Origin of the sequence: Caballeronia sp., assembly GCF_028292365.1 — a bacterium.
Classification (GTDB): Bacteria; Pseudomonadota; Gammaproteobacteria; order Burkholderiales; family Burkholderiaceae; genus Caballeronia.
Genome location: NZ_JAQGMM010000176.1, coordinates 1 through 7,465, shown reverse-complemented (window position 1 = coordinate 7,465; position 7,465 = coordinate 1). Strand labels below are relative to the sequence as shown.

Annotated in this window: 7 protein-coding genes; 2 read left to right on the top strand and 5 right to left on the bottom strand. The window is 58.4% G+C overall.

What is annotated here, in order from left to right:
* A partial coding sequence (locus tag JWR14_RS10935) for a porin (protein WP_299705789.1) occupies positions 1-467 on the top strand: 467 nt, incomplete at its 5' end.
* A gap of 274 nt (positions 468-741) precedes the next feature.
* On the opposite strand, the gene JWR14_RS10930 is transcribed toward JWR14_RS10935, so the two are convergent.
* From JWR14_RS10930 to JWR14_RS10915, 4 genes are all read right to left on the bottom strand, one after another.
* Positions 742-1,770: an alpha/beta hydrolase gene (locus JWR14_RS10930; RefSeq protein WP_299705786.1), complete on the bottom strand. Its 1,029-nt coding sequence runs from the start codon at positions 1,768-1,770 to the stop codon at positions 742-744.
* Positions 1,771-1,834: 64 nt separating this feature from the next.
* Positions 1,835-2,707, bottom strand: a complete 873-nt coding sequence (locus JWR14_RS10925) for an AraC family transcriptional regulator (RefSeq protein WP_299705783.1) — start codon at positions 2,705-2,707, stop codon at positions 1,835-1,837.
* A 314-nt stretch (positions 2,708-3,021) separates the two neighbouring features.
* Positions 3,022-3,645, bottom strand: a complete 624-nt coding sequence (locus JWR14_RS10920; protein WP_299705780.1) for a glutathione S-transferase — start codon at positions 3,643-3,645, stop codon at positions 3,022-3,024.
* Between the two features lie 603 nt (positions 3,646-4,248).
* Positions 4,249-5,172, bottom strand: a complete 924-nt coding sequence (locus tag JWR14_RS10915) for a DMT family transporter (protein WP_299705777.1) — start codon at positions 5,170-5,172, stop codon at positions 4,249-4,251.
* Between the two features lie 400 nt (positions 5,173-5,572).
* Between JWR14_RS10915 and JWR14_RS10910 the strand changes: the two genes are divergently transcribed.
* Positions 5,573-6,430, top strand: coding sequence for an oxidoreductase (locus JWR14_RS10910; protein WP_299705774.1), 858 nt, complete (start codon positions 5,573-5,575; stop codon positions 6,428-6,430).
* Between the two features lie 40 nt (positions 6,431-6,470).
* Here the strand turns inward: JWR14_RS10910 and JWR14_RS10905 are convergent.
* Positions 6,471-7,465: FUSC family protein (locus JWR14_RS10905; RefSeq protein WP_299705771.1), on the bottom strand; the 995-nt coding region annotated here is incomplete at its 5' end.

Sequence of the window (7,465 nt, the reverse complement as noted above, 5' to 3'; positions counted from 1 at the left end):
TTAGCGCAGGCGCGTCATACTCCATAGGCAATGCGAACGTCGGGCTGGTCTATTCACATACGCTTCTGAAGAACAGCCAGTATTTCGTGGCGAATGGTTTTTCCAACGCCGGTAGCGGCAGCGATTTCAAACTCGACAGCTACGAAGTCACCGCCACGTATCACATCACGCCTGCATTGCTGGTGGGAGGCGCTTATATCTATAACGCAGGCAAGTCGGATTATGAAGGGCTGAAGCCGACCTTCCAGCAGATCAACCTGGGCACGAACTATTCGATTTCCAAACGCACCAGCCTCTTCGCCGTGGCCGTGTTCCAGAAAGCAGGCGGGGATGGCATAGCGCCAGTTTTCAACGCGGCTGGAGCCAATGTGGGAAGGACGGCCATCGCGGAAATTGCCGGTGCAGGCGTGGATTCCAGCTCGGCGAAACAGGTGCTGGTGTCAGTTGGAATTACGCACGCGTTCTAAAACGTTGCGGTGTCGACACTTCCGGCTGTCGCCAAGCCTGCGGTGTCGTCGCCGTAGCCACAACCAATCTCAAGTACAGACCGTTCACCGGCGCGCGCATTGATCAATGCCATCCATCGGTCAAGCCAAGGATCGGGGAACATGGAACACATATCCAGAAGGTTGCTTTTGAAACGATTTCCGCTGCTTGTTCAAGGGCGGCAGGGAGATCGATGCGGAGCTTCTCAAACCAAACCCAACCGGACGACCGGATTTCCCGGAAACAGCCACTCGACTATACCAAGTCAACAGAATTGCCTGCCTTGACCGATGGTTGAATTTCAACACCCGTCAACCATCCGATCAGCATTTTGAGCGGGCGGTCGCTAGTGAAGATCCCGAAATGGTTCGTGCCGGAAAGGATGTTGAACTGGGTCGCAGGAGATTCTCGATCAAACAACTTTCGCAAGCGTTGAGCGTCGACTGCCTCGTCATCCTCTCCGATCAAAACGAATGCTTTGGCCGCCAACCTTCGCACATCCGGCCCGTATCGGTTGCGAGGGTGAAAAGACGCGGTTAGACGATAGGAATAGGAAAGCGTCTCGGTCCCGTCCCAGAAGCGCACAGGCTTGTTGAAGTCTATGACCGGAAGTCCATTGAACCCACGAATGCGCAATGCGTTCAGGATAGTAAGGCCAATGAGGCGACGCATATGGACTCGGGCCCAGCCGCCGCTGGCCGACCTCCCTCTGAGAGTCGAGGAACTCGGGATAACGGGACTCGACAACAGGAACCGTGAAACGAGGTGAGCATGTACGCCGCCCGCGAAGCGGACTACGAATCCGCCGCCGCTGGAATGCCCCCCGAGGACGACGGCCCCTCGATGGTCTTGTCTTCGCAACTCGGCAATCAGATCGGCGATATCGTCTTCTAACTGGCCGATGTATTCAACGTCTCCGCGATGGCGGCCGGATTGATAGTGGCCACGGAGATTCGGCAGTATTACCTTCGCTGCGCCCGATGCGCTCACGGCTGAAGCTAGCGCATGATAGGAGCGTCCGTGATAGGACGAACCGTGCACGAAGATCAGCAACTGGTCCGCCGAGGAATTATAGAAGCGATAGGCAAGTTGCTCGCCGTCTCGAGCGGGGTATCGGAGCAGTGGCGGCAAATTGGAGTCGGGCATTGGTTGCAAGGAGGCAAAGCCGAAAACGTCGTTCTCTTCCGTCTCCGGACTCGGCGAAGTCGCTACCATGGCCACGGCAACACCGACGACCGACACCATCACTGCAATGAAGATTCCCATTCCGAGCAAAAGAGTCAAAGGTTCCTCCGGCTTCCAATTAAGCGATCGCGAACGCAACGTTCGCAGCAGCAGACGTGGCTTCTCACACCAGGGGAATGTAGATGTCGGTCTGCCACTGGTCCTGCGGAGTGTCCGGATACACGCTTAGATAATGGAAAACCAATGGCTGGTCCCGCAGTTCTTCTCCGCTTGCAGGAAGCCAGTCGCGATAGATCGGATAGATCGTCTCGCCAATGTGGTCGGTCGATCCCGCATGCCGGACCACCGCACATCGGCCGCCCGGAATGAGGAGTTCGCGAACGCCGTAGTCATTCGGCGCGACCGGTTCGTCAATCTCTCCGCAGATGTCGAAGCAGAACCCATCCGCTGGCGTCGTATCCGGGTTGCTGCGTGGGATGCCGAAGGTCCTGCTCGAAGGCAGCGGAGATTGTCCACTTTGCTTGCGCCAGTCAATGAACTTGCGCACGCTTTCGTTGACGAGTCCAATCGGCCCACCGTGTTCAAGCGCGGCAACACGCGTTGCAGAAAAATCGACAATTCGCACTTGCATGGCCAGTTTCCTTGAGAGGTAGGGGACAACAAAGGTCGCACTCCAGATTTGCCAGTTTGGACGCTGCCGGAACAAGCTCGGCGCGGTGCCGAACGCGCGCTTAAACGCGCGACTGAAGGCTTCGGGGCTGTCGAAGTCCGCGTCGAGCGCGGCATCGAGCACCGAGCAGGACTCGCGCGAGGCCAGGCGACGGGCAGCTCGGCGCAGACGCATCAGTTGCACGTAGCGTGCGACTGGTATCCCCACGTAGGCGGCAAACTGGCGATGGAAATGGAATTTCGAGAAGTTTGCGATGTGGCTCAGTGCGTCCACTGACAGGTCGCCCTCAAGGTTCGTATCAATGTGAGCGAGTACGGTGTCGAAGCGCTTCGAGTAAACGCGTGTGGCGTCGGCGTGAGCTTGCATGGTCTGGATGTCTCGATCGTGCGATTACGATATGGTCGCTCATGATTGGCACGGGCGCCTAGCCGCTCTTGCTGGATCTCCAGATGGATGGCGTTTCTGATATAGACGCAATCTGATCGGTCGGGTTCTCACGCGAGTTGGCCTTGGAGGAAACAGGACATGACGAAGAGACTGTGCGGAACGACTCAATCTAGCCGGTTTCTGCTTGACGTGGTCGGCTCAGATCGACCCGCGGTAGCCGGTTGAACCGTCCAGAACCGGCCCTTCACCGAACGCCTCTCGGCCGGAAACACAGCGAAGGGACCCGACGACGATTACGGTGTTCCGTTCTTGCAGTACGCTGCAAAGCCGGTGCGATCAGCAAGGCGGTCGAAATAGTCGGAAACGGCGGCAAAGCGGGGATGCTCAAACGGAGTGCTGAACCAGCGATTCACGGACAAACCGATAGGAAGATCGGCGAGGCTGAAATGCTCTCCGGCAACAAACGCGCCCGTCGCATTAAGTTGACTTTCCAGGACGCTCATGTGCCGAACCCAGCCCGCGAGCGACTCGGAAACCTCGTCCGGCACCTGATGCGCGGGCGATTTCCTGACGAGGGCGAGAAATGCATAGCTCCAGGACCGATTCAAATCCGTTGCCTGCCAGTCCATCCACTGATCGATCCTTGCCCGCTTTACAGGGTCGGTGGGATAAACCGCTTCGCCAGCATAGCGCGAAGCCAGATAGCGGATGATCGCGTTCGACTCCCAAAGCACAAAATCACCGTCCTTGATGACGGGTACAAGACCATTGGGATTCAACGATAGAAATTCGGGGGTATCGGTTTGTCTGAATCCCGTGCCCCAGTCCTCCCGCTCGAAGGGAATGTGCAGCTCGGCACATGCCCAAAGCACTTTGCGGACGTTGATGGACGATGCTTTTCCGAGAATGTTCAGCATACGGGGCTCTTATGGCTGGCAATGCACCAATGTTGGCAAACAAATTCTTGCGCGATATTCCGCCGGGCGGAGCCCGTCTTTCGCTCTCGCAGGCATCGGCATTGTCGCCAATTCATGGCCTGGTGTCATCGAGCCTTTCATGGAGGTCTCTCGGAAAATCCGTCTCCTTCCTTGCCCCACGCATAGTCGCCATGCGCCACCTTCATTGCGTGTGCATCATTCCGGATTTGCGTGAGAGCCGGCACATCCAATTCGCCTGCCCTACGGACGAGCACACCTGTCATCGCTAATCCCTCCACCGGTTGCGGCAAAGCGAAGGTTAGCAACCAATCCTTACGCTAAGCTAACTAATCTTTGGATCGTCAGCAATCGAGGATGGGCATTTGAAAGGCTGATTATGGCCAGACCGGGTCCGACGTCGAATTGGCGGATTGCGTTGTCATTGATCGGTCCGCGTCGGGCAGAAGTCGACCCTGGGCAGTCCGTCGCGCTTCGTGACTGCAGCGACCGCTTTCAAGGTACAACGGACCTCCATGCGGCGCAGATTTAGAGTTGAACCCTGTGCATCGCAGTATGCCTGCACAAGCGCGAGCAGAATTAAGTCTAAGGGCGAGTGGAGGCTACGCGAACTGGTTGCACTGCCTGGCGGGCTGCTCGTTGTCGTCCAACCTGCAACATCGCGATACTGGCAAGAATCAAGGCGATGGCGGTTACTTCCAATGCCCCAACCTTTTCCCCGAAGACCCAACCAATTAAAAGCGCAACGGTAGGCGTAATATAGGTTGAGCCCGAGGCAGCTACTGCTCCGAGCTCCCGCAGCAAGAAGTAGTAAATCAAAAAGGCGACTCCGGTTCCCAAGATACCGAGTCCGACCACGACACCGGCCGCCGCGTGCCAATCGTGCAGTATCTGCCCGATCCCGGTGAAGTCTGTGAGTACGGTAAGAATAAGCAGGGCCAGTCCCATCTGCCACGTGACCAACGTCAACGGCGGCAGGTTGAATGGCGATAGAAAACGGCGGACGTAAACATACGACATCCCGAGGATGATCGAGCCTGCCAGCATCCATGAGACGCCGGCAAGATCGATGGGGTTGTCTGCACCTTCCCAAGGCCGCGCTATCAGAACAATGCCGGCAAACCCGACAATAACGCCGGCCACCATTAGCCCGTTCATTTTCTCGGTTCGGAGAAGCAACAGCGAGAAGATGGCGGTGAATATACCAATGGAGCCACCCAAAACGCCTGCGACGCCCGAAGGAAGCAGGGCAGTGCCTTTCACGATGGCAACGTAGTAGAACACTGTAGCCACGCCAGCCATGACGAAAAAGTGCGGCAGATGACGCACCTGGCTTCGATTGATTACTCCCTGATGACGTGCCGCAAGCGCCAGTGGCAGGAAGCCGAAGAGTACCCGCAAAAAAGCGATCTGCATTGGGCTGATCAGGATCGTAGCCCACTTCATGTAGATGAAGTTTGATCCCCAGATGAAGCCGAGAAGGACGAAAGCGGCCTTGGTACGTTTCATTGCATACCTCGTCGACCTCTGAGATTGGCTGTCAGTAAATCAGAGGCCAAAATCCGTTGATAGAACAAAAGCGGCATTGCCGTAGGACTTATTGGCCGCGATTAGACGATCGCATAGTCGCCAGCCGAACGGCGGTTTTATGCCATGCGCCCGCCGCTATTGCTAACACCACAGGCCATCCTGTCCCGGCGCCCAAGACGCGCAACGGGCAACACCGCGCGCAACCAGCGCTACACGCCCGCGGCGGCCGAGAAATATAAGCTGCTTGAAAGGTCAACGGAACTGATGACACGCTGCCGAGCGACCGACCACGCAACACGCTCCAACATGCGATACTTTTTATACCGCTACCCCTACCGTGTGGTTTAGCTGCTGCGCGGCTCTCGTCAAAAGGAACCTCATGTCATCCGCTCACACTCCCTCGTCCACACCCGTCTGGTTTATCACCGGCTGTTCCACGGGATTCGGCCGGGAGCTCGCACTGGCCGTCCTTGATAAAGGCTGGCGCGCTGTCGTGACAGCCCGTCAAACCAGCACCCTCGCAGAATTCGACGAGCGCTACGGTGACCGCGCACTGGTGCTCGAACTTGATGTAACACAGGCCAGTCAGATCAAACACGCGGTTGAAAGAACCCTGCAACAATTCGGCCGCATTGACGTGCTGGTCAACAATGCCGGCTATGGCTATCTGAGCGCAATCGAAGAAGGCGACGATCAGGACGTGCGCGAGATGTTCGAGGTCAACTTCTTTGGCGTTGCCGATACCATCAAGGCCGTGTTACCCACGATGCGAGCACAGCGCGCCGGACACATTGTCAACATCACGTCGGTGGGTGGCCTGATCGGCAATCCGGGAAGCGGCTACTACGCCGCCAGCAAGTTCGCGGTGGAAGGCCTGAGCGAAGCGTTGGCCGCCGAGACGGCGGATCTGGGAATCAAGGTGACGGCGGTCGAACCCGGACCGTTCCGTACCGATTGGGCGGGACGTTCGCTGAAGCAAGCCAAGAAGCCGATTGAGGCCTACGAGGCGGGCGCTGGCAAGCGCCGCGCTGCCATCTCGGCCGGTAGTGGCAAGCAGGCAGGCGACCCGGCGCGCGCGGCCCTGGCTATCATCGCCGCGGTGCAGTCGCCAACCCCTCCGGGTCATCTGATCCTGGGCAGCAACGGCCTGGAGCGAGTCAAAATCAAGTTGGACGCTCTGCGCGCCGAGATCGCCGCATGGGAAGCCACCACCGTTGGCGCCGATTTCCCCAGCTAGGTAGACCTGGGTGCGAACGGGCCAGTGGCATAGGCGAGTCTCAACGGCTTGCACCGCTCGACGATGGCGTTAAATGCAACCTGCTGGTCGCGAGAATAACCGCTGCCAGCACGACGATCCCCGCGAGAATGCCCGATAACCGCATGAGCGCGGGTACCGGGTCGGCCGACCAGTGGTGGTCCTGCACAAATACCATGATGAACGCGATCGTGAATTGCCGGCCGACGTAGCTTGCTCCTTCTCGCCCCGTCTGCACGTGACATCCTATCCATACGCCGATCGACAACGCGAGCATGCACAGGACCGCTTGCCCGTGCATCAGGGGCAGCAGCGCCACACCCAGCGCGCCGGCCAGCAAGCAGCCGGCCACGCGTTGCACCATCTTTTCGATAACCGGCTGTTGCGTACCGCTTGCTGGCAAGCCTGCCGGCAAGACGAGCACTGCGATCGCCGTGACCATCGCTTGCGCGAAACCGGGCAGATGCAAGACGTAGGTAAGGACGGCCAGGATCACAATTGCCAGTGCACCCTGCAAGCCCAGCAACATGCGAACCGGGTGCAATGTTTCCAGCGGCGGCGACGGAATTGAAGCGGCAGGCGCTTCGGATTCCCCTGTTTCGCGGGCGGTTGCAGACACCGATGGCGACCGCGACCTCCTATACCACGTCGGCCCGAAGTGAAACACGCTCGCCACCAGCAGGCAAGCCAGCGTTCCAACCGCGACCTCGGCGACTCGCAGCGTTGCAAACATCGCGGTCGATCGGACTGACACGAGCGCATGCGCTTCGTACGTCACCATCAGCGCAGTCACGCCGCCCAGAACCCACGCGTAGGCCGCTCTGGTCCCGTTGGCGTAATACACCGCCACACCGCCGATGATCCCCAATGCGGGCACAAACAGCCACGGCCGGTCGCCAATCCAGGGCCCTACTAAAGTTCCAAGCGCGGCGCCGATCAGCGTGCCGATGAGTCGATGTGCAGCGCGCTGCAGAGAGCCGGCAAAACTCGTTTGCATGACAGCGAAACCACTGATGG